The following is a 20,213-nucleotide window of genomic DNA, read 5'->3' on the forward strand; positions in this document are numbered from 1 at the left end:
CAGCACGGCCCATGCCGCCTGAGTCCCTTCCAAGCTCGCCAGCCTGCGAGCGATCAAGACCGCTGACCGCTCGCTGCGAGCAATTCCTTCAAAATCGTTGCCGGGTCGGCTCGCTGTTGTTTGCGATAGTTACCGACATGGCGAACGAACAACGTCGCGCGCGTCATCAGGCTCTTGCCCAATACCGGCTTGCGCTCCAACTCTTGCTTGACCCTTTGAAACTGCGCCTGGATCACCGCATCGGTGTAGCGCGTGCCGGTGGCCAGGTTGTCGATATAGATCGCCACCGCACCGTCCAGCGCGCTGCGGCCATTGGCGATGGCAGTGGCGAACAGCTGCGCGCTGGCCTCGTCCTTGGCGTCCAGGGACTGCTGGCGACTTTTCTGCAGATTGATCAGGCGGATGTTGTAGTTATTGATGGTCTCGGCCACCAGGGCGGCAGACTGGATCAGGTTGCCGGCCGCTTCCTCACGTTGCTGGGCAATCAGCGACACATTGCGCTTGAGCTCTTCGTTGACCAGCCCCAACTCGGCCTGCAGCCGCGGGTCGACGCTGGCGGCGATGATGCTGTCCAGGCGTTTGGTCGGGTCCTGGGCGTCGTCGATGGCATCGGTCAGCGCGGCCAGGCGCCCCTCTTTCTGCCACTGCGCAAACAGTTCGTTGTAGCGTGAACGCGGTGCCGACAGCGCACCAATCGCTACGCGAAAACCGGTGGTCTCGTTGCTTTGCTCGGTGCCATCGGCGCCGAACAGCGGGTACTCGCGGCGCATGCCGGTGAACAGCGTGCCCTCGCCTTCCAGGTAGTTGCCACCCTTGACGATAAAGCCGCCATACGTGCCCTGGCGGCGGCCGGCATGGACCAGTTGGAACGACTCCTGGACCATTTCGGCGGCGTTGCCGATCACGTCGAACATGCCGATAGGGTTCGGCAACCTGGTGCCGATGGGCATCAGCCGCGCGGCCTGGCCGGTGCCGCCGGCGACCTGGTTGAACACCGCCCAATCGCCCAGCGGGCCGTCGCTGTCGCTGCCCTCGATGCGCCGTGGGAACAGCCGGCCTTCGAGGTCCTGGCGGCTCACCGCCTGGCCGCCGCGTGCGGCGAACTCCCATTCCACTTCGGTGGGCAGCCGCACAAAGCCCAGGCCACCATCCTCTGCCGAAGATCCGCGACCACTGACCGGCAACAACTCGCGGTGATATTTCATCAACCAGGCGCTGTACACCGCCGCAAAGCGCTCGGCTTCAAACCGCGACAGCTTGACCTTGGGCAGGCGCCCGGCCATGCCCTCAGGCACCTCGCACGCCGGGGCTGGCTCGCCGCTGGCCAACGACTGGGCCTGGGCCATGACCTGGGCATACTGGCGCGCGGTCACTTCGTACTTGCCGATAAAGTAGAGCATCGGCTTGAGCGGGGTCTTGGCGTCGGTCTTGGGCATCAGCGGCGCGATGACCTTGTTCCAGCCCTTGGGCAAATCCTTGAGGGTGAATTGGCCGTTGATGAAGTCGCGGCGATAGCCGGAGATAAACGACTGCTTGTAGCCCGCCTCGCCTTCGCTGAACGGGTAGCCGAGGCTGACTTCACGGTCGTCCAGGGTGCCCTGGGCCAAGACATAGGCGTAGCGAAACACCATATTGCCCCCGCACGGCAGCGGCAGGCTGACGTCATCGGCCAAAGGCTTGGGGTTGTCCAGCTTGTCGCCGGCCTCATCGGCCCACGCCCCAGCAGCCAGGCTCAGCGCCACGGCGGCGCCCAACAACTTATACATCTCTGATTCCCTCGCAAGCCTGGATACGCGCCACACGCCACCCACCACACGCGGCCGCCACGGCGCTGACGCCGAGCACCGCGACCAGCGCCAGGGCGTAATGCCGCACCAGCAGATGGCTGGCGTATTCGCCCGGCACCTGCACGAATAATCGATTCAAACCGGCCTCGGCCAAGCCATACAGGCCGGCACTGAGCAGCGCGGCAAACCCTGCGCCGTAGAGCACCTGCAACGTCACGAACAGCAACAGCGCTCCCGTGGAAAACCCCAGCAGGCGCAACACCGACAACTCCCGACGCTTGCGCGCCACCGCGGCCAGCGCCCCGGCGAAGATCGCCGCAAACGCTCCCGCCAAGGCCAGGCCGGCGATGATCCAGAACACGATGGACAAGTTGCGGCTCAACGACTGCACCTGGGCGATGCTCAGCGCCTGGGTCGAGACCAACAGGTTCTGCGCGGCGAAATGCACCCGCAGCGGCTCTACATCACTGAGGCTGCGCGCATACAAACGAAACGCCGGATACACCCGCTGCGCGCCCTCGCCTGCCGCGTCACCGGGCCAACCCAGTGCCAGTACCGCCCGGCCATCACGGTAATCTTCCGCCGCTTCCAGCAGGCTCAAACCGGCAAACAATCCATCCCGGGCGAATGCCTCCAGGGGCAATACCGCCAGCACCTGCAGCCGCGTGCCCTGGGCCTCGACACGCCCGGCCACTTGCCGCGCAAAGCGGGTTTGCAACCAATCCCCCGGCCGCGCCGCGAGCTTCTCGGCGGCGGTGTGGCTCAGCACGATCTGGTCCAGGCCTGCGGGCACGGGCAGCCCGCTCAGCAACGGATCACCCGGCGCGGTCGGCAACATTTCCAGGGTCAGCGCGCCTACCTGGGCCGTGGCCGCGATCTGCCGTGTGCGTGGGATGGCGAACGCCACATCGCTGCGCTGAGCAAGCTGCTCGACAAAAGCGTGGCTGAATCGACCACCGCCCAATGGAATGATTTCCCGGGTCGCCGGGTCATTCTCCAGACGCTCGGTCAGGCTGCTGACCAGGCCGAACTTGAGGCCGAACAACACCAGCAGCGGCGCGATCACGGCCACCAGCGCCAGCACCGAACAGGCCGACAACCAGCCATCGTCGCGGTAATCCTGCCAAGCGAGGGACGCTACCAAAGGAATGCGCATCAGCACGCCTCCCCAAGGGTTGCGGTGACGCCACCGTCGCTATCGCGCTGGCAACTGATGCGCCGCACCTGCAAGCCACTGGCGCGGGCCAGGGGCTCGTCATGGGTGGCGATCACGCAGGCGGCACGGTGCTCGCTGGCCTGGGCCAGCAGCGCCTGCATGACACGCTCGGCATTAAGGGGGTCAAGGGACGCGGTTGGCTCATCCGCCAACAGCAGTTGCGGAGCATGGGCCAGGGCACGGGCGCAACTCACGCGCTGACGCTGGCCCACCGATAACGCGCCAGGTTTCTTGGCCAACTGGTCACTGATCTGCAACTGCGCCGCCAGGCGCGCCACGCTGCCATCGTCCTTGAGCCCCAACAGTAGCCGGGGCAGGGCAATATTGCTGCGCACGTCGAGAAAACCCAGCAGGCCGCCGGTCTGCAGCACATAACCGAGGTGCCGGCTGCGCAACCCGGCCAACGTGGATTGCTGATTGGCCCGCCATAGACCCTCAATATCCAGTTGGTTGAATTCAAACCGGCCCACCTGATCCGGTGCCAATACCAACGCCAACAGATCCAGCAGGGTGCTTTTGCCGCAGCCACTGGGCCCGACAATCGCCAATTGCTCCCCCACGCACAGGTGCAACCCTGGAATCACCAGGCTATAGCGCTGGCTACCGACGCCCCGGCTCTTGTGCACCGCGCTCAGGTTCAGCATCAAGGCAGCGTCGACAGCGGCACGCGGTACAACGCATCGCCCGGCTCGGCATCACCGAAACGGACCCAGTTGGCCACGTCGTTATGGAAGGTCTCAAAGAGGCGGATTTTCGAATCCAGCTCGTCGATAAAGTCTTCCTGTTCGGCCACGCTCAACGACAGCCACAGGTCCTGGGTCATGTTCAGGGACTTGCTGCGGTACGGCAGGCCTTCCAGGTATTCGCCGAGGATGCCGCCATCGGCGAGGTTGCCGCCCTTGCGCAAGGCCTGCGGGTCGCGGCTCATGTAGGCCGAGGCGCTGGCGATTTCCTGGAAGAAATCCTTGGGCGAGGTCTGGGTCTTGCGCGCCGCATCGACGATCAGTTTGAGCGACTGCTGCAAGTCGTTGAGCTGCAATTTGGTGAGCATCACGCAGACCTGGAACGCCGGCAGCGCGGGGTTGGTCAGGTCGCGGTCGGCGGTCCAGGCGCTGACCAGCTGCGGCGCTTGGCTCGCGCCTTTGTGGCCGAGGAAGTCCATGTGCATGGCATAGCCGACGGCCGCGGATTTGTCCGCCAGGCTCGGCGCGTTGCTGAGCAACGGCACCGGCTGCGGGGTGTTGCTGCGCACTTGGTGCACCAGGTTGGCGAACACCGTGCCGATCTCATCGACGCGCTCGCCCAGCTTGCGCACATCGCCGCCCGGCACCGCTGTGTAGAGGTCGCCGATCTGCGGGTTGGCGTCGGCGGTCAGGGTGCGGTACTGGGACTCGGCGCCGCCATGGGTTTTCTTGCCGGCGTCGGTGCGCAGGTGCAAGGCATAGATCTTGATCTGCTTGCCCAGCGCGGCCTGGCGCACTTCGGCTTCGTTCATCTGGGTGGCGGCGAACGGGTCGTTCTTGCGCAAGGCGCCGGCATCGGTCACCAGCAGGATCAGGCGCCCGCCATAGCCGGACCAGTCCATACCGTTCACCGCCTGCATCACCCCGGCGAACGCGTCTTCGTTGAAGGCGTGACTGGAAACGGTCGAGGCCTTGACCTGCCGCGCCATATCGAGAAAACGCTGGGGGTCGCGGCCCTGATCGAGGGTGATCAGGGTCTTGGCCACGTATTCCAGGCCCGGGGTTTTCTTCACGCTGCTGCGAAAGCCGACCATGCCGAAACTGACGCTGTCCAACTCGCCACGCTCGGCGATGCGGGTCTGCAACTCGTGGACGACGTCGCGCACTTGGTCGATGTAGGGCTGCATTGACACGGTGGTGTCCACCACCAGCACCACAGCGGTGCGGAACGCATCGGCATTCGCACTGATCACCGGGGTCGCCGGCTTGGCAGCGGCACTGCCGGGGTCGATGGACGCCACATTGAGTAACTGCACCGGCTGGCCATTCTCGTCGAAGCTCTCTTTGGCATCGAAGATCGGCAACAGGTAGAACTGATTCTGCGGCACGGCGCTGGCGGCGGGCTCCAGGGCCAGGACCTGCTGATTGTCGCCGGGGTTGTTCTGCGCCTTGAGCAACAGGTTCTTCGCCGCGACTGGATCCGCCAGGAGTTTTTCCACCTCGCCGGCCTGGCGCAGGAACATCACCGGCGCACGCCCCGAACGCTCGGTGAACTTGAGTACCAGGCTCTGCTTCCAGTCGCTGACGTGCACGGCCGGCAACCAGCCGTCGCTGCGCCCATCGGTGGCGGCGCCCACACGCAGCCACGGGCTGCCGTCGATGTCCTTGCGCTGGTACACATAGAGCACGGAAAACGCCGGCAAAGCCTTGCCCGGTGCGCCGCCCGCCGCGCTGGAGAGCTTGGCGCCGGGCTTGCTCAGGACCCGCTGGAACAGGGTTTTCTTGCCGGCCATCAGCAACGGGCGCTGGCCGCCGTCGATATCGGCTGCCACCGGTGTGACGGCAGCAGGCGTCACGGGCCCTGGCGCAGCAGGCGGCGGCAGCGGGGCGTCGTCACTCAGCCACCCGTAACTGGCGCCACCGATGGCCAGCGCAACCGCCACCGCCACGGCGGCCAGTGCCAGCACCGGGCCGCGCCGCTGCTCGGACACCGCACGCGGCGGCGTGGGAGCCACCACCGGCTGGCGCACCGCTTGCGGCTGCGCAGTGGCGCTGGGCACTTCGATGGACACCGGGGTTAACCCGGCCAAGTCGTTGACCGGGCGAATCAAGGTCGCCTCCAGCGCGTCTTTCGGTGCTTCCAGCGGCAGTCGATCCAGCGCCAGCAGCAGCGCGGTGGCATCCGGGAAACGTTGCGCCGGGTCCTTGGCCAGGAGCTTTTTCAGCACCTCTTGATAACGACCATGGTGCAGCGGCAACTCCGGCAAGGGCTCGGTCAGGTGTGCCAGGGCCGTGGAGAGTGCATCGGTGCCACGGTAAGGCAACTGGCCGACGAGGATTTCATAGAGCACCACCCCGAGGGCGTAGAGGTCGGCGCGGCCGTCGATTTCCTGGCCGCGCGCCTGCTCCGGGCTCATGTAGCTGGGGGTGCCCACGGCAAACCCGGCCTGGGTGAACTGCGTGCGGTCATCCAGGGACTTGGCGATACCAAAGTCCGACAGCACCGCCGTGCCATCGGCGCGAAACAGGATATTCGCCGGCTTGACGTCACGGTGCACCAAGCCCTGGGCATGGGCGTAACCCAGTGCCGAGGCGATCTGGCGGATATACACCAGCCCCTGTTCCGGCGTCAGGCCGGCGGCGATGCGCTCCTTGAGCGTGCCGTTGGGCAGGTATTCCATGGCCATGTAATACAGCTCGCCGACATTGCCGATGTCGTGGATCGTCACCGTATGCGGGTGCGACAGCCGCGCCAGGGTCTTGCCCTCGCGCAGGAAGCGTTCGCAAAAGCTCGGGTCGGCGGCCAGCGCGGCGGCCATGACCTTCAACGCCACCTTGCGCTCCAGCGACCGCTGGGTCGCCAGGTATACGCTGGCCATGGCGCCTTCGCCGATTTCGCCGTCGATGTCGTAGCCGGGGATGATCAGGGTCATGGCGACACCTTCACGACGAGGGTGGTGATGTTGTCGGGCGCACCGCGGTTAAGCCCCAGGTGCACCAGGCTGCGGGCAATTTCGTCGGGCTCGGCATGGCTCAGTACATCGCGGATCTCGTGGTCTTCGACGGTCTTGTTCAGGCCATCGCTGCACAACAGGTAACTGTCGCCGGGGGCGATCAACAGGTCGACCACCGACAACTCCAGTCGCGCCTCCACGCCAATGGCGCGGGTGACGATGTTGGCCCGTGGATGCACTCGCGCATCGGCCTCGCTGAGCAGGCCGCTGTCCTGCAGGTCCTGCACGTAGCTGTGGTCGCGGGAGATGCGCTCCAGCTCGCCATCGCGCAGGCGATACAAGCGGCTGTCACCGGCCCACAGGCACACGCCGCGCAGGCCACGTGCGGCCAGCAGCACCACGGTGCTGCCCATCATGGTCACGCCGCGATTGGCGGTTTCTTCGCGCACGTCCGCGTTGACCCGGTTCAACTCGGTGCGCAGCGCCGCGGTGTATTCGTCCAGTGACCGGCCCACGGGCAGGCTGCGCAGGCTGTCGACGATCAAGCTGCTGACGTAATCGCCTGCGGCATGCCCGCCCATGCCATCGGCCACCACCCACAGGCGGTTCTGCGGCAAGTCCAGGCACGCGTCCTCATTGACCTGGCGCACCATGCCCACATGGCTTTTGCTCGCGGATTTGTACGTCGACCCCATCTACACCACACCTTCTTGTCCGAGCAGAAATTGCGCAAAATCGCCGGCGGCAGGCAAACCCTGGCACCGCAATAAACCGGGGGAAATGCGTTGCGAGCCACGCCCCCACCACAGGCTGGCGCCTTCGCAGGCCTGTTCGGCAAGGGCCGTCATGCGAGCATGGGGCTCGGTGGCGGCTACCCGCTGCAGGCCGGCGAAGCGGCTGTCCAACGCGCGCGCCTCGCTGCCCGGCAAACCCAGGCGCTCCAGGCCATCGCTGAACCCTTCGAACGTGGCGCCGGGGTCCAGGGTGCTGAGCAACAACTCCTCGGCCTGCTCGAACCAGGCATCCGGGCCGCCCACCAGGGACGCTGGATTGGCGTCGTGATCCAACAACGCGACCACCGCCAGCGGGAAATACCGCCCGACCCGATCAATGCTCGGCATCACCACCCCCGCCGCCGCATCCGGCCCGCATACACCCGGCGCCAGCACAAAACGCCACAGCGGGCTGACCAGGTACACGTTGAGCCAATCGCCGCCCAGGCTGTGTTGACTGGCCAGCAAACCGGCGGCCAGCCAACTGTCCCAAGGCCCGATAAAACTCTGGGGCAAGGCGCGGCTGACAAAGTCCCCGCGACTGGCCAACTTGCCGTAGAACCCCAAGGTGGTCATAACCGCTCCGGCAGGCTGAACCCGCTCAGCACACGGCTCTTGAACGGGTTGAAGGCGCTGTTGGCCCGCAACTCATAAGCGATGCTGGCGCCATCGACCCGCAGACGCAGGTTGAAGCGATCCGGCGAATTGCCCGCCGAAAGCTCCGATTGCTCCAGCAGGCGGAACCACGCCCACGGGCCATCCAGGGTCACGCCCGAACGTCCGCTGGCGGCTGGCGGCATGATCGAGATCCGCACCCCGCCGCTGCTGCCGGGGTTCGGCCACTGCATCGCCACCGGCCGGCTCGGGCCGTGGTCGTAGCTCAGTTGCTGGCCGTCGAGGTCGAGCAGGAACTGGGTGATGGTCGCGTCCATCGCCACAGGCTTGAGCTCGAAACGCACGATGGGCTGGGTCCCACCGGCACGGAAGAACGCATCACGAACGGTCGCCGCACGCTGGAAGGTTTGCAGCACACCGGGCGCGATCCCGAGTTTCTGCGCCGCCCCCGGCTGCCAGCGCCAGGTCTGCGCGGAGGTGTCGACGTAGGGCTGCAGGTACTTGCGGAAGTAGTTGTCCATCACCCCGCCCACCCCGAAGAACTGACCGAAGTCGTCCAGGGTGGCATCGCGGGCGCTGCCAGGAGACATCGGGTAACGGCCGGCCAGGGACTGGCGGTAAACGTTGACCACTTCGCTGACCCAGGCCGCGTTCAGTTGATTGCGCACCCCACCCATCATGCTGTTGGTGGTGGAGTTGACCACCGACTTGACCATGCCCTGTACCAGCGGCGGCTGGCGCTCGGCATTCAGGCTGACCCGCGTGGCGGCGGCAGCAGCCTGGTTCTTGGCTTCGCCGAGCAAGGCATCGCCACTGGCACCGACCATGGCGCTGACCTGCACATACAGCGCATTCATGTCCGCCAACAGGCCGTCGATGGCCGCCGGCTCGCCTTCGTTCTTGGCCACGATGCTGTTGAGTTCGGCAAAGTGCGCGGTCACCGGGTCTTCGCTGAGGGCTGGCGCGCTGGCCGCCGGTTGCGCCTCGCCGAGCAGGCTACCGAGGCGCTCCTTGAGCTTGTCGACACCCCCTTCCACTGGCACGCCCTTGGCAGCCAGTTGGCGCTCTTCAGCCTGCAGGTCGGTTTCCTTGGCCACCGCCACCAGCAGCTTTTTCAGGGGCGAGGTCGGGCCGGAAATCACCCGCAATACGTCGGCCGCCTGGGCCACGCTGGTGATGGGCACAAAGTCGATATCGGCCAGCAAGGCGTCCCACTGGCGCTGATAGTCCTGGAAATACAGGCGCCGCACATCGGCGGCAAGGCTGGCGACGTTCTGTTGATCCGCCGGTGCATTCCCCAATACCCACTGCTCTTCAGCCAGGGTGCCAGCCTGGTTCAGGCTGGTCAGCAAAAAGCCCTGGCGATAGCCCTTGGCAGTAAAGAACCCACTCAATGGCTCGCCCAGCGGCTTGCCACTTTTGCGGCTGAATACCAGTGCGGCATCGCGGCCGGCAGCTTCGTTGATGCGAAAATCCGTCACGCCTTCGGGCAGCTTGTGGCGCTTGACCCGGTCGTATACACGCTGGGCCACCGGCAGTTGTTGCAACTGCCGACGCAAGTCATCGATCAGCCGTGGGTCGAGTCGCGCATTCGGTGGGTGACGATCGAACAACGCCTGCAAGTGCCCGGTCAGTGCCTGGCGCTGGTCGGCGGGCAGGTCGCGTGGCAGGTTGCGGTCCCAGTCCAGGGCGATCCAGGCCTTGATGAAGTCCGGGTCGTAATGCTCGCTGTCAGCCAGCATCAGGTAGGCCTTCAAGCCTTCGTAGAGGAAGTCGGAACTGCCGCCGCTGTGCAGTTGCTCTTCGATGCGCGTTACCAGCCGCGGGGCGAACACCGCGATCAGCAGCTTGCGATAGACACTGGCTGATTCGGCTTCGAGCATGTCGCCCTGATACAGGCCCAGGCCTTCGGACCAGCTTGGCGAATCGCCCGCCAGGTTCTTCACCGCGTTGAGCAGCGGCAACACGGCCAGCACCTCGCGCTGTGCCGGGCTCAGGGTCTGCACGGCCTGGCCCAGTGGCGCGACCTTGTGGTCGACCTGGGCGATATACGCCTGGTTCGCGCGATAACTCACCCACCACAACGTACTGACCACCAACACCACCGCCACGGTGGCGGCCAGGACGCCACGGGCCAGCCATTTGCGACGGCGCTCGACCTTCGGGTTGACCCCCACCAGACCACGCTCGGCAAAGGCCACCGCGCTGAACAGTTTTTCGATGAAATAACTGCGCCCGGTGCCGCTCTGACGCGCCAGGTGCTGGCGGTCGAGGTTCATGCTCTGGGCCATGGCGCCGATCAGGCGATCGATCGGGCTGCCTTCCTGGGTGCCGCTGGTGAAATAGACGCCGCGCAGCAGCACGCGCTCTTCAAACGCATTGGGCTTGAATACGCCTTCGAGGAAGCCTTGCAGGCAATCCTTCAGGGCACCGAACTGCTGCGGGAAGCCGTAGATCAGGTCGCGCCGCGCCGGGTCGCGCTCCTGTTGCAGGCGCTCCACCAAGCGCTCGTTGAGGCGCTGCTCCAGGCCGGCGAATTCGCTTTGCAAATGGGCCAACGGGCTGTCGCTGTGCTTGCCGTCGTCCAGGGCAAAGGTCATGCCCCACACCTGGGCGCGGTCTTCCTTGCTCAGGTTGTCGAAAAACTCCATGAAGCCCGGCACCAGGTCGAGCTTGGTCAGCATCAGGTAGATCGGGAAGCGCACACCCAACTGGGTGTACAACTCCTGGATGCGCAGGCGGATCGCTGCTGCATGGGCGGCGCGCTCGGCGTCGCTGCCCAGCAGCAGGTCCGAAAGGCTGATGGCGATAAAGGCGCCGTCGATCGGGCGACGGGCGCGCTGCTTTTTCAGCAGGTCGAGAAAGCCCAGCCAGGCCGCTTTATCCACCGTGGAGTTGCTGTCCTGGGTGGTGTAGCGCCCGGCGGTGTCCAGCAGCACGGCTTGATCGGTAAACCACCAATCGCAATTGCGCGTACCGCCCACGCCCCGCACCGCGCCGGCACCCAACTGGGCGGCCAGGGGGAAATGCAGCCCGGAGTTGACCAGCGCGGTGGTCTTGCCCGAGCCCGGTGGGCCGATGATCACGTACCACGGCAACTCGTAGAGGTTGCGCCGCTCGTCACCGCCCAACTTGGCCTTTTTCAGCAACGCCAGGGCTTCGTCCATGCGCTGGCGCAGGGTGGCCAGTTCTTCTGCGGTGGCAACGCTGTTGGGGTCGACCGGGGTTTCGGCGGCCAGGCTGCGCATCACTTCGCCAGCCTGGCGCCGGGCCTGGATGATGCGAAACACGCGGTAGGCGATCCACACCGCGAAGACCAGGATGATCAGTGCCCAGCGCCGGCCTTCGGGGACCAGCACGTCGAGCAACGGCCCGACAAACCAGATGATCAGGCCCAGGGCAATCAGGCCCAGCACAGGGATCACCCAGCGAATCATGAAACTGAAAAACGCCTTCACTCGACGCCCTCCGCCAATACGGTGATTTCAACCCGACGATTGCGGGCACGGCCTTCGGCTGTGGCGTTGGTCGCCACCGGCTCGGTATCGCTGCGCCCCTCGGCGCTGAAACGCTCGCCCTGGCCGGTCTTGGCCGCGAGAATCTCCAGTACCGACTTGGCCCGCGCTTCGGACAAGGCCCAGTTGGACGGGAAACGCAGGGTGGCAATCGGGCGGTTATCGCTATGCCCGGTCACGCGCACCTGGCCCTTGACCTTGCGGATGGCATCGGCGATGCGCAGCATCAGGGGCTGGTAGTCATCGACAATGCTCGAGCTGGCCGAAGCGAACAGCTCATCGCCACGGATCGTCACCACGGAGCGGTCAACGGCGTCTTCCACTGCGACCCGGCCTGCCTTGATGTCTTCCACCAGAAAGCCCGCCAGGCGCGGGCGCTCGATGATTTTCGGCTGCGCCACCGGGCGGTCGATGGCCTGCACCGGGATTTCCCCCAGGGCATGGATGTTCTTGAACACCGGCTCGGCATCCGACGCCAGCTTCAGGCGCAAGCCAAACAACAGCGCCAGTAACAACGCCAGGCCGATGGCGACTGCAATCCACGGCGGCATGAATTGCGCCAGGCGATCACGGGCCACGGTCACGCCGCGCCAATGGGGCGACAACTCGCGCTCATGCTCGCCACGGGCACTGCGAATCGCCGCCGCCGTGCGTTCGCGCAACGCTTCCAACTGGCTGCGCCCGTCGTTCATCACCCGGTAGCGGCCTTCGAAACCCAGGCACATGCACAGGTACAACAGCTCCAGCAGATACAGGCGCTCGCGCGGGCTTTGCAGGCAGTGATCCAACAACTGAAAGACCTTTTCGCCGCCCCAGGCTTCGTTGTGCACGGTAATCAACAAGCTCTGCTTGCCCCAGTCACTGGCGCTGCCCCAGGGGGTGCTCAGCACCGCTTCATCGAGGGCGGTGCACAGCGCGTAGCGCGCCAGCAGTACCTCGTTACGGGCCACGCCGGCCGCCTCGGCGCGTTCTTCGAACTGGCGCAGGTAGGCCAGCAACTGCGCACGCAGGCTCGATGGCGCGGGATGGGCGATGGTGTTGCGCAGGCGTGTCAGCAACGCCAGCAACGGGCCGGCGGCGCTTTCCAGGGGGTTGAGGCCCTGGCTTTTGCCGGTGAGGATCGGCGCCGCCGGCATCGACAAAGGCGCCGGTTCTGCGCGTGCAGGCTCCGGCGCACGGCCACCCGGGCGCGGCATGAACTGGGTGCGGTCGTCATCATTGGGATGCATCGCGGATTATCCTCGGATCGCCCAGAAGGCCAGGTTCAAGCCCGGGAACTGCCCGGCGATATGGAAGGCAAAGCCGCCGGAGTGGATCAACTGCTGCCAGTGTTCGCTGCCGCGGTCCAGTTCGTAGTAGGTGGAGCCCGCGTGATACGGGATCTGGCGTGGCGCCACCGGCAGCGGCAGCAGGCCGATGCCCGGCAGTTGCAGGTTGACCAGGTCGCGGATGTGTTCCACCGAGCCGACCTTGCTCTGCTGGCCGAAGCGCGCACGCAGGGTTTCGCCCGGCACATCGGCACGGACCACGAGGATGAAGCTGGCGCTGTCGATCAGGGTTTTATCCGCCAGCATTGCCACGTGCACGCCGTAGGCTTTCTCGACAATCGGGATAGGCGTGGCCTTGCTGTCGATCAGCATCGACAGCGCCTCGCGCAGGGCCTGCATCACCGGGGCGAAGCTCAGGGCCAGGTCGTCATGCTGATAGCGCGGGTATTCCTCAGGGCGCCGCCCCGAGGTGGAGAACGTCGAGAACTCGCCGGCCAGGCTTACCAGTTCACTGAAGAAACGCTCCGGGTGCAGCGGGCTCAACTGGCTCAGGTGCTGGATCAGCGGCTGGGCGCGGTTGACCAGTTGCAACAGCATGAAGTCGGCAATCTCTGAAGCGCCACCGGCACCCGACGCCACCACGCGCCCAGCCAGGGCTTCGCCGCGCTGGTGCAGCAGGCCCAGCAGTTCACTGCGAAACGCCGTCAGCGGTTTGCTCGCCGCCACATCGAGCACCGGCGGGATGTAGCTGTCATCCAGCACCAGGGCGCGGTCGGCGCGCTTTTCCTTGATGCGCACCAGGCCGATGGCGGCGTAGTCACTGATGCCATCGGCGCCGGTGAGCAAGCGCAAGGCACGGGAACCGACGGCCACCGGTGCGCGGTTTTCGAAGGGTGCGTTGTCATCGCGCACCTCGCGCACCTGGCTCAGGTAACGCGCGGCGCCCAGGGGCTCGCCTTCATCTACCGTGTCGCGGGCGCCGGCACGCTTGAGGGGCAAGGCCAGGTACACCAGGCCGTCACGCAGGTTGTCGTCGATATTCAGCGGGCTCGGCGCCAGGTCGTCCTGGGGAATATTGAACGGCGTGCCATCGGGCAACAGGCCACGGGCCGAGACAATCGCCAGCTTGCCCTGGGCCAGCAGGCCCTGGTCGATCAGCAGTTCGCAAAACCCCCAGGCGCCGGCCGACAGCGGACGGCTGCGGGCATCGATCAGGTTTTCCAGGTAACGGTCATGCTGCTGGAAGTGCTGCGTTCCGATGAACATGCCTTCCGACCAGACCACGCGATTGTTCCAGGACATGGGGGCTCCGATTGCTTCTTATTGGGCAGGACTGGATGGGGCAACGCTGAGGTGCGCACGTACGGCGCGCACATCAAGGCTGATCTGGTATTCGCTGGCCTGGCGGGGCGGCACGCTGAGTACCGTGCGCCATTGCGCACGGTCCAGTTCGCGATAGCCCACCAGCAGGCCGATCTGCCGGGTAGCCGGGTCGAGGTCGCGCTGCAGGCTCAATTGCTGGCCGGGCTGGATCACCACTTCATCCTGGTCGAGCAGGTCCAGGCCGAGGGTCGGCTGGGCGCGATCCGCCAGGGCGAAGTAATCGGCACGACTGAAGGTCGCGGCGTTTTTCAGTTCGAAAATCCGTACCCGCACCGGCGCTGGCTGGCCCGTGGTGCCGGGGTTGAGGCCGCTGATGGCATGGAAGTGCAGCTCGACGCTGGCAGTGTCGATTTGTGCCTCTGGCGCGGGCGGCGCAGCATCCTTGGCACAGGCCGTCAGCAGCAACAGGCCGGCGGCCGCGAGTAAAAACCTGGAAATCATCCTGCGTCCTCAATGACGTATGTGGCTGTCCGTTGTTCCAGTTTCAGCGCCGCTGGCGTGCGCTGTGTGCTTCATAGGCCCGGCTGAATTCACGGCCGAACAGGTCCTGGAAATCCTCCTGGGCCTCACGGGAAATACTGTTGTAGAGCTCGGTGAACTGTTGCCAGTACTGGGCCTGGCGCGAACCGTTGAACAGGCTCGACAGCCCGCCAGGCTTGCCCATGCGCTCTTCCAGTTGAGCGGGTTCGAAGCGTGTCAGCAGATGTTTGATGGCCGCTTCGACACCGGCCATCACCGCCAGTTGGTGGGCCCGCAGGTCGTCGAAACTGTCGCGCACGGCCAGGTCCGGCGCCATAAACGCTTGGTTGCCGTGGCGAAGCAGCAGCAGTAACGCTTCGTCGGCATTCGGGGCGAATTTCAACGGATTGTTTTCCACCGGCTGGATCGTCGTCTGCTGCATGCGGAACTCGCCCTTGAGGCTGCTGCGCGCACGTAATACGTCGATCAGGCCTTCGACCATCAGCCGGTAGCTGCGGCCGATACTTTCCATCTGCGCCTCGGCCTGGGCCTTGTCCAGGCGCAGGTGATCAAGACCGGCACCGCGCAGGAAGGCTTGCAGCAAATCGGGCTGGGTGGCGTCTGCCAGCGGCAGCGGGCGCTCGACCACAGGAGGTTCAGGCGGCGCGATGGGCGGTGGCGTGCTGAGCGGCGGCGCGGGTGTTTCGCCAAGCAGGTCCCAGTCTTCCGGAATCACCGAGCCCGGGGTCGCCGGCTTCTCGGGCACAGGCACGTTAACAGCGACGGGCGGGCGAAAATCATGCTGCTCGGCCGGCACATGGTCAGGCTGGCTGGGCGGCGGCACCGCCGTTGGTGTGAGGAAATCGAACAGGTCCGGCAGCGTATCCATCGACGACGCGCCCTGGAACTGCGGCGCAATCACCGGGGTGCTTGGCAGCGGCGCGGCCACCCCCGCACCCTGGCGGCCCATGAGCGCTTCGAAACTGTTGGAGGCATCGGCGGCGAAAGGCTGGGAGCCTGTCACGTTCACCCCGCAATCAATCCGTGCCTGGATCTCGTAATCGCCGATCCGGATCAACTCACCATCTTGCAATGGCTCGCTGTTCCCCCGGCGCAAACGAATACCGGCATTAACCAATTCCACACCATTAGTACTGTTATCGGTTAGATAGTAACGGCCATCTTTGTATTGAATAACGCAATGTTGCGCGGAGACCAAACGCTCTGGATCAGGCAATATCCAGTCGTTTTCACTAGAGCGGCCAATAGCCATCACTCCATTATCCATGGACTTTTCCGGACATTGACCTGGGGTGATCTTGTGATAACTAGTGATAGTCAAACACAGTGACATCTTGCCTCCTTGCTGAACCTCACGCGCGGTCGGCCAAGGGAAATACTTTCCCAAGCGCGTCTCGACAAATCCTTTAAACAACCTTAGAAGCCTGCTTTTACCAGCATGATCGCTGATCTTAACAGGCAAATGTGACAAAAATCCTCAGGCAGCGCCTACTTTGACCCACGGGTCGCATAGGATGTTAAACACCGCACATCTGTCACACAGGGCGAATAGCTTACCTTGACAACGCATAACTACTACACCAAAAATGCACAACTTCTTGAAGATAAGTAGTGGCACATTGAAATCAATGTGCTGGCCTGACCAAGAAAACATGCCGATAAATTGCGCAACTAAACCGCGCAACTAACGCATGCACTGCCCGAGACTAAAGGGCCGATATGGAGATCGAATTTAGTGGATGTGCCGTTGCTGCTCACCGCTGTTTCCGCGACTTTGCCGTGTGGCGAAGACCTGGAATATGACGCGGACTTCCTGCACTTGGAACGTGCTGCCCAGGGTCAACCCGAGCGCAGCATGGGCGACGCTATTTTGCCCGCCGAGCCCCCAGACTGGCGCAGCATCCAGCAACGGAGCCTGGACTTGCTGCAGCGCAGCAAAGACCTGCGCATCACCCATTTTTTGCTGCAAAGCTCCCTCGCCCTGCAAGGCGTCGGCGGGCTGGCCAGCGCCCTCACCCTGATCAGCGAACTGCTCCAGCAGTACTGGGCCGACCTGCATCCGCGCCTGGATGCCGATGACGACAACGATCCCACCGTACGCATCAATGCCCTCGCCGGATTGACCTGCGACACGAACATCCGCCTGCTGCGCGAAAGCGTGCTTACGCGCTCGCGAGCGTTCGGCGCCGTGAGCCTGCGTGGTGCCCTGAATGCCAGCGGCCTGCAAAGTTTTCCCGGCGAGAACCTCGGTGCCGAGCAACTGGCCGCCGCCTTCCTCGACAGCGACCCGGAGCCGTTGCAAGCCACCCACGCCGCCCTGGTCGAGGCCCGTGCGGCCTGTGAAAACATCGAAAAATACGTCAGCGAGCAAGTCGGTTCCGCCCAGGGCGTGGACCTCGGCGCGCTGAAACATCCGCTCAAGCAGGCCCTGCAGATTTTCAGCCAGTTCACTGCACAGAGCGACGACAGCCGTGAACCCGAGGTGGTCAGTGACGACAGCCACGCCTCGGTCGAACACGCTGGCGCCCCTGCAGCCCCCCGCAATGCTGGCGAGATCGCCAGCCGCGACGAGGTGCTGCGCGACCTGGACCGGATCCTTGCGTACTACACCCGGCACGAGCCTTCCAGCCCGCTGCCGGTGCTGTTGAACCGGGCGAAAAACCTGGTGCACGCCGATTTTGCGGCCATCGTGCGCAATCTGATTCCCGACGGCATGTCCCAATTTGAAAACCTGCGTGGCCCGGACGGCGAGTAAGTCGCCAGGCTTTGCAGTAACAACACCGTCGCTCAAGCGACCAGGAGCAGCAACGTGGCGAAGCAAAGTTCTCAGAAATTCATCGCGCGCAACCGTGCGCCTCGAGTGCAGATCGAGTACGACGTCGAGCTTTACGGCGCCGAGAAAAAGGTCCAACTGCCCTTCGTGATGGGTGTGATGGCCGACCTCGCCGGCAAGCCCGCCGAGCCTCTGGCGCCGGTCGCGGACCGCAAGTTCCTTGAAGTGGACGTCGACAACTTCGACTCGCGGCTCAAGGCCATGCAGCCGCGGGTGGCATTCCACGTACCCAACGAGCTGACAGGCGAAGGCAACCTGAGCCTGGATATCACCTTCGAAAGCATGGACGACTTCAGCCCCGCCGCCGTGGCGCGCAAGGTCGACTCGCTGAACCAGTTGCTGGAAGCCCGTACCCAACTGGCCAACCTGCTGACCTACATGGACGGCAAGACCGGCGCAGAAGAAATCATCATGAAAGCGATCAAGGACCCGGCATTGCTGCAGGCCCTTGCGAGCGCGCCCAAACCTGCTGGGGACCAGTAATCATGACCGACAATACCGCCCGCGAAGGCGCCCAGAACCTGGGTACCACCCAAGAAGCCAGCGAGTTTGCAAACCTGCTGCTGCAAGAATTCAAGCCCAAGACCGAGCGTGCCCGCGAAGCCGTCGAGACCGCCGTGCGCACCCTGGCCGAGCAGGCCCTGGCGCAGACGGACCTGGTATCCAACGACGCGATCAAGTCGATCGAATCGATCATCGCCGCCATCGACGCCAAGCTCACCGCCCAGGTCAACCAGGTTATCCATCACCCGGATTTCCAGCAGCTGGAAAGCGCCTGGCGCGGCCTGCACTACCTGGTCAACAACACCGAGAGCGATGAGCAGCTGAAGATCCGCGTGCTCAATATCTCCAAGACTGACCTGCACAAGACCCTGAAGAAATTCAAGGGCACCGCGTGGGACCAGAGCCCGATCTTCAAGAAGATGTACGAGGAAGAATACGGCCAGTTCGGTGGCGAACCCTACGGTTGCCTGGTGGGCGATTACTACTTCGACCAGTCGCCGCCTGACGTGGAGTTGCTGGGCGAGCTGTCGAAAGTCTGCGCCGCCATGCACTCGCCGTTCATCGCTGCCGCATCGCCGACCGTGATGGGCATGGGCTCCTGGCAGGAACTGTCGAACCCACGTGACCTGACCAAGATCTTCACCACCCCGGAATACGCTGGCTGGCGTTCGCTGCGCGAATCGGAAGACTCGCGCTACATCGGCCTGACCATGCCGCGCTTCCTCGCGCGCCTGCCGTATGGTGCCAAGACCGACCCGGTGGAAGCCTTCGCCTTCGAAGAAAACACCGACGGCGCCGACAGCTCCAAGTACACCTGGGCCAACGCCGCGTACGCGATGGCGGTGAACATCAACCGCTCGTTCAAGCATTTCGGCTGGTGCTCGCGCATCCGTGGCGTGGAGTCCGGCGGTGAAGTGGAAAACTTGCCGGCTCACACCTTCCCCACCGATGACGGTGGCGTGGACATGAAGTGCCCGACCGAAATCGCGATCAGCGACCGCCGTGAAGCGGAGCTGGCGAAGAACGGTTTCATGCCGCTGCTGCACAAGAAAAACACCGACTTCGCCGCGTTCATCGGCGCCCAGTCGTTGCAGAAACCGGCCGAATACGACGACCCGGACGCCACCGCCAACGCCAACCTGGCTGCACGCCTGCCGTACCTGTTCGCCACCTGCCGTTTCGCCCACTACTTGAAGTGCATCGTGCGCGACAAGATCGGTTCCTTCAAAGAGAAGGACGAGATGCAGCGCTGGTTGCAGGACTGGATCCTCAACTACGTCGACGGGGATCCTGCGCATTCCACCGAAACCACCAAGGCCCAGCACCCATTGGCTGCCGCCGAAGTGATCGTGGAAGACGTCGAGGGCAACCCGGGGTACTACAACTCCAAGTTCTACCTGCGCCCGCACTACCAGCTCGAAGGGCTGACCGTGTCGCTGCGCCTGGTATCGAAACTGCCTTCGGCAAAAAGCGCGTAAAAAATCGGGACTGGCTCGCTCCCTGTAGGAGCGAGCTTGCTCGCGAAAAACTTGAAGGCGCTGCGTTCATTCAGGATGCCCGCGTCACCGTTGACGACCTTCGCGAGCAAGCTCGCTCCTACAGGGGTCGGCGGCGTAAACAAATATCGTGGCTCAGACCACACAGGGAGAAAACATGGCTGTTGATATCTTCATCAAGATCGGCGACATCAAGGGCGAGTCCATGGACAAGGCCCACAAGGACGAAATCGACGTACTGAACTGGAGCTGGGGCATGGCCCAGTCCGGCAACATGCACGTTGGCAGTGGCGGCGGCGCGGGCAAGGTGAATATCCAGGACCTGTCGTTGACCAAGTACGTCGACAAGGCTTCGCCTAACCTGATGATGCATTGCGCCAGCGGCAAGCACATCGACAAGGTCAAGCTGACCGTGCGCAAGGCCGGCGGCGAAAGCCAGGTCGAGTACATGATCATCAACCTTGAAGAAGTGCTGATCACGTCCCTGAGCACCGGCGGCTCGGGCAGCGATGATCGCCTGACCGAAAACGTCACCCTGAACTTTGCCCAGGTGATGGTCGACTACCAGCCGCAGAAAGCCGACGGCACCAAGGACGGCGGCCCGATCAAGTTCGGCTGGAATATCCGTTCCAACACCAAGCGTTGATACGAAGACCCCTGGCGCAGCGCGCCGGGGGTTTTGGTGCTTGCTCGAATTTCGACCTTC

15 protein-coding genes are annotated in these 20,213 nt (G+C 64.2%); 4 read left to right on the forward strand and 11 right to left on the reverse strand.

The features are described 5' to 3' along the window. Positions 1 to 53 precede the first annotated feature (53 nt). From HKK57_RS08530 to tagH, 11 genes are read right to left on the reverse strand one after another with little or no spacing between them, the layout of a single operon-like run. Entirely contained in the window at positions 54 to 1,766 is a 1,713-nt protein-coding gene (locus HKK57_RS08530) for a formylglycine-generating enzyme family protein (protein ID WP_029289852.1), read from the reverse strand. Then, a complete protein-coding gene (locus tag HKK57_RS08535; RefSeq protein WP_169390023.1) occupies positions 1,759 to 2,943 on the reverse strand; it encodes an ABC transporter permease in 1,185 nt (394 codons plus the stop codon). The genes HKK57_RS08530 and HKK57_RS08535 overlap by 8 nt, the downstream gene beginning before the upstream one ends. Then, entirely contained in the window at positions 2,943 to 3,647 is a 705-nt protein-coding gene (locus tag HKK57_RS08540) for an ABC transporter ATP-binding protein (RefSeq protein WP_169390024.1), read from the reverse strand. The genes HKK57_RS08535 and HKK57_RS08540 overlap by 1 nt, the downstream gene beginning before the upstream one ends. Further along, complete coding sequence (locus HKK57_RS08545; RefSeq protein WP_169390025.1) at positions 3,647 to 6,619, reverse strand: serine/threonine-protein kinase; 2,973 nt, start codon at positions 6,617 to 6,619, stop codon at positions 3,647 to 3,649. The genes HKK57_RS08540 and HKK57_RS08545 overlap by 1 nt, the downstream gene beginning before the upstream one ends. Next, entirely contained in the window at positions 6,616 to 7,335 is a 720-nt protein-coding gene (locus HKK57_RS08550) for a PP2C family protein-serine/threonine phosphatase (RefSeq protein ID WP_029289857.1), read from the reverse strand. The genes HKK57_RS08545 and HKK57_RS08550 overlap by 4 nt, the downstream gene beginning before the upstream one ends. Then, the gene (gene tagF, locus HKK57_RS08555) at positions 7,336 to 7,989 is read right to left on the reverse strand and encodes a type VI secretion system-associated protein TagF (RefSeq protein ID WP_070994064.1); all 654 of its coding nucleotides are present in this window, start codon (positions 7,987 to 7,989) and stop codon (positions 7,336 to 7,338) included. Then, positions 7,986 to 11,486, reverse strand: coding sequence for a type VI secretion system membrane subunit TssM (tssM, locus tag HKK57_RS08560; protein ID WP_169390026.1), 3,501 nt, complete (start codon positions 11,484 to 11,486; stop codon positions 7,986 to 7,988). The genes tagF and tssM overlap by 4 nt, the downstream gene beginning before the upstream one ends. Beyond that, the gene (locus HKK57_RS08565; RefSeq protein WP_032856783.1) at positions 11,483 to 12,772 is read right to left on the reverse strand and encodes a DotU family type VI secretion system protein; all 1,290 of its coding nucleotides are present in this window, start codon (positions 12,770 to 12,772) and stop codon (positions 11,483 to 11,485) included. The genes tssM and HKK57_RS08565 overlap by 4 nt, the downstream gene beginning before the upstream one ends. 6 nt (positions 12,773 to 12,778) lie before the next feature. Beyond that, positions 12,779 to 14,113 carry a type VI secretion system baseplate subunit TssK gene (gene tssK / locus HKK57_RS08570; RefSeq protein WP_070994066.1) on the reverse strand — a complete coding sequence of 445 codons (1,335 nt, stop codon included), beginning with the start codon at positions 14,111 to 14,113 and terminating at the stop codon, positions 12,779 to 12,781. Between the two features lie 18 nt (positions 14,114 to 14,131). After that, positions 14,132 to 14,635 (reverse strand): type VI secretion system lipoprotein TssJ, encoded by a 504-nt coding sequence (gene tssJ, locus HKK57_RS08575; protein WP_029289868.1) that lies wholly within the window; start codon positions 14,633 to 14,635, stop codon positions 14,132 to 14,134. Positions 14,636 to 14,678: 43 nt separating this feature from the next. Continuing rightward, complete coding sequence (gene tagH / locus HKK57_RS08580) at positions 14,679 to 16,007, reverse strand: type VI secretion system-associated FHA domain protein TagH (protein ID WP_070994067.1); 1,329 nt, start codon at positions 16,005 to 16,007, stop codon at positions 14,679 to 14,681. Positions 16,008 to 16,409: 402 nt separating this feature from the next. On the opposite strand from tagH, the gene tssA reads away from it, so the two are divergent. The 4 genes from tssA (at position 16,410) to HKK57_RS08600 (ending at position 20,153) form a co-directional block, all read left to right on the forward strand. Beyond that, on the forward strand, positions 16,410 to 17,429 hold the full coding sequence (gene tssA / locus HKK57_RS08585) for a type VI secretion system protein TssA (RefSeq protein WP_169390027.1): 1,020 nt from the start codon (positions 16,410 to 16,412) through the stop codon (positions 17,427 to 17,429). Between the two features lie 54 nt (positions 17,430 to 17,483). After that, entirely contained in the window at positions 17,484 to 17,990 is a 507-nt protein-coding gene (tssB, locus tag HKK57_RS08590; RefSeq protein ID WP_010207547.1) for a type VI secretion system contractile sheath small subunit, read from the forward strand. A gap of 2 nt (positions 17,991 to 17,992) precedes the next feature. Continuing rightward, positions 17,993 to 19,489, forward strand: coding sequence for a type VI secretion system contractile sheath large subunit (gene tssC, locus HKK57_RS08595; protein WP_029289877.1), 1,497 nt, complete (start codon positions 17,993 to 17,995; stop codon positions 19,487 to 19,489). A gap of 175 nt (positions 19,490 to 19,664) precedes the next feature. Next, positions 19,665 to 20,153, forward strand: coding sequence for an Hcp family type VI secretion system effector (locus HKK57_RS08600; RefSeq protein ID WP_029289879.1), 489 nt, complete (start codon positions 19,665 to 19,667; stop codon positions 20,151 to 20,153). Positions 20,154 to 20,213: the final 60 nt, after the last annotated feature.

Origin of the sequence: Pseudomonas sp. ADAK21 (assembly GCF_012935735.1) — a bacterium.
Lineage (GTDB): Bacteria > Pseudomonadota > Gammaproteobacteria > Pseudomonadales > Pseudomonadaceae > Aquipseudomonas > Aquipseudomonas proteolytica.

Bases quoted from the DNA above. Each gene is read 5' to 3' on its own strand.
- tagH (WP_070994067.1), bottom strand. From the start codon at position 16,007: ATGTCACTGTGTTTGACTATCACTAGTTATCACAAGATCACCCCAGGT.
- HKK57_RS08540 (WP_169390024.1), bottom strand. From the start codon at position 3,647: ATGCTGAACCTGAGCGCGGTGCACAAGAGCCGGGGCGTCGGTAGCCAG.
- HKK57_RS08600 (WP_029289879.1), top strand. From the start codon at position 19,665: ATGGCTGTTGATATCTTCATCAAGATCGGCGACATCAAGGGCGAGTCC.
- HKK57_RS08565 (WP_032856783.1), bottom strand. From the start codon at position 12,772: ATGCATCCCAATGATGACGACCGCACCCAGTTCATGCCGCGCCCGGGT.
- tssK (WP_070994066.1), bottom strand. From the start codon at position 14,113: ATGTCCTGGAACAATCGCGTGGTCTGGTCGGAAGGCATGTTCATCGGA.
- HKK57_RS08550 (WP_029289857.1), bottom strand. From the start codon at position 7,335: ATGGGGTCGACGTACAAATCCGCGAGCAAAAGCCATGTGGGCATGGTG.
- tssJ (WP_029289868.1), bottom strand. From the start codon at position 14,635: ATGATTTCCAGGTTTTTACTCGCGGCCGCCGGCCTGTTGCTGCTGACG.
- HKK57_RS08545 (WP_169390025.1), bottom strand. From the start codon at position 6,619: ATGACCCTGATCATCCCCGGCTACGACATCGACGGCGAAATCGGCGAA.
- HKK57_RS08535 (WP_169390023.1), bottom strand. From the start codon at position 2,943: ATGCGCATTCCTTTGGTAGCGTCCCTCGCTTGGCAGGATTACCGCGAC.
- HKK57_RS08530 (WP_029289852.1), bottom strand. From the start codon at position 1,766: ATGTATAAGTTGTTGGGCGCCGCCGTGGCGCTGAGCCTGGCTGCTGGG.
- tagF (WP_070994064.1), bottom strand. From the start codon at position 7,989: ATGACCACCTTGGGGTTCTACGGCAAGTTGGCCAGTCGCGGGGACTTT.
- tssC (WP_029289877.1), top strand. From the start codon at position 17,993: ATGACCGACAATACCGCCCGCGAAGGCGCCCAGAACCTGGGTACCACC.